General features: G+C 21.9%; 2 protein-coding genes. One reads left to right on the forward strand and one right to left on the reverse strand.

Annotated elements, in window-relative coordinates; genetic code table 11:
* Positions 1-401 (reverse strand): transcriptional regulator, SarA/Rot family (locus CD113_RS12915; RefSeq protein ID WP_240622784.1); only part of this gene is annotated, 401 nt, incomplete at its 3' end.
* 333 nt (positions 402-734) lie between these two features.
* Between CD113_RS12915 and CD113_RS12435 the strand changes: the two genes are divergently transcribed.
* Positions 735-1,109, forward strand: a complete 375-nt coding sequence (locus tag CD113_RS12435) for a transcriptional regulator, SarA/Rot family (protein WP_002464540.1) — start codon at positions 735-737, stop codon at positions 1,107-1,109.
* Positions 1,110-1,201: the final 92 nt, after the last annotated feature.

The raw sequence follows: 1,201 nt of genomic DNA on the forward strand, positions 1-1,201 counted from the left end.
TTTGGAACCCAGCTTTTACTAGAATAGTTATTTTTTAAATTGAATTTGAAGATAATATTATCTAGAAATTTGATTTTATTAGAAATCAATTCCTGCTGTATAGAATTAACAGAAATGTATATACGACGCTCATCACTAGTATTTCTAGATTTTTCTATGTACTCTTTTTTTGCTAATGATTTTATAATTTGAACTATTTCTGACTGCTTACATAGAATGTCACTGATAATTTCTTTAAGTGAAATATTATTTTCACCTTTGTAGAATATATATGCTAAAATGAGTAATTCTTTTAAAGAAAATTCACTTTTCTGTTTTAATTCTCTTGTTAAATAATAAATATAAGATTCAATATCTATAAATCTGTTAACTTTATTTAGAGTATCTTCATCTAACCTCATCTTACTTCTCCTATCAAGTATCATTTTACAATTCTTTTTATTTAAAAATTAATATATGTTTCACTATTTGAGAAGAGATGTTAACCAATTTATTTATATATTTATTTAATAATAAAAAAATATATAGAATTTCTTTTAAAAAATTAATGAAAACATCATTCGTTGTAAGAACTGAAAAGCATCCATGAAGTCTCTATTTAACGTAAAAATATTCATTAATAAATTCATTAAAATTAAATATTACGCTAAATAAATTAATTTCTTCATAATTTTAAGTTGCGCTTTATTTTATTGATGTTACTATATTAAGAAAAAGTAAATGAGGATGATTTTGTGAACGATGATATACAAGTGAAAAGCAATATAAAATTATTAAAGAATATTTTAGCTACTTTTAAAATTCGAAAAATTTTAAAAAAAGAATTTAATCTTACTTTGGATAATTATTTAGTGTTAATTTATTTGAATGAATATCAAAATGAGCAAAAGATGTATTTTATGACTGATATTATTAATTACATAGGTATAGATCAATCTAGAATTGTGAAAAGTGTTAAATTTTTATCCAAAAGAGGTTTTCTAGAGAAAAGTAGAGACCCAGAAGATGGAAGAAATGTAATCATAAATGTAACCGATAATCAACAGAGAGAGATAAACCACTTATTAAAGCAAATTTTCAATTGTATTTTTAAAATAAAAAACGAATAATTTTTAAGATAAAACCAGGAGTTCAGCAGTTTACTGAGCTTCTGTTTTTTTTTTTTTTATTGAAATTTTTAAATAGGGATTAAGCAATGAAT

The sequence above is a fragment of the Staphylococcus simiae genome, from assembly GCF_002902085.1.
GTDB lineage: Bacteria > Bacillota > Bacilli > Staphylococcales > Staphylococcaceae > Staphylococcus > Staphylococcus simiae.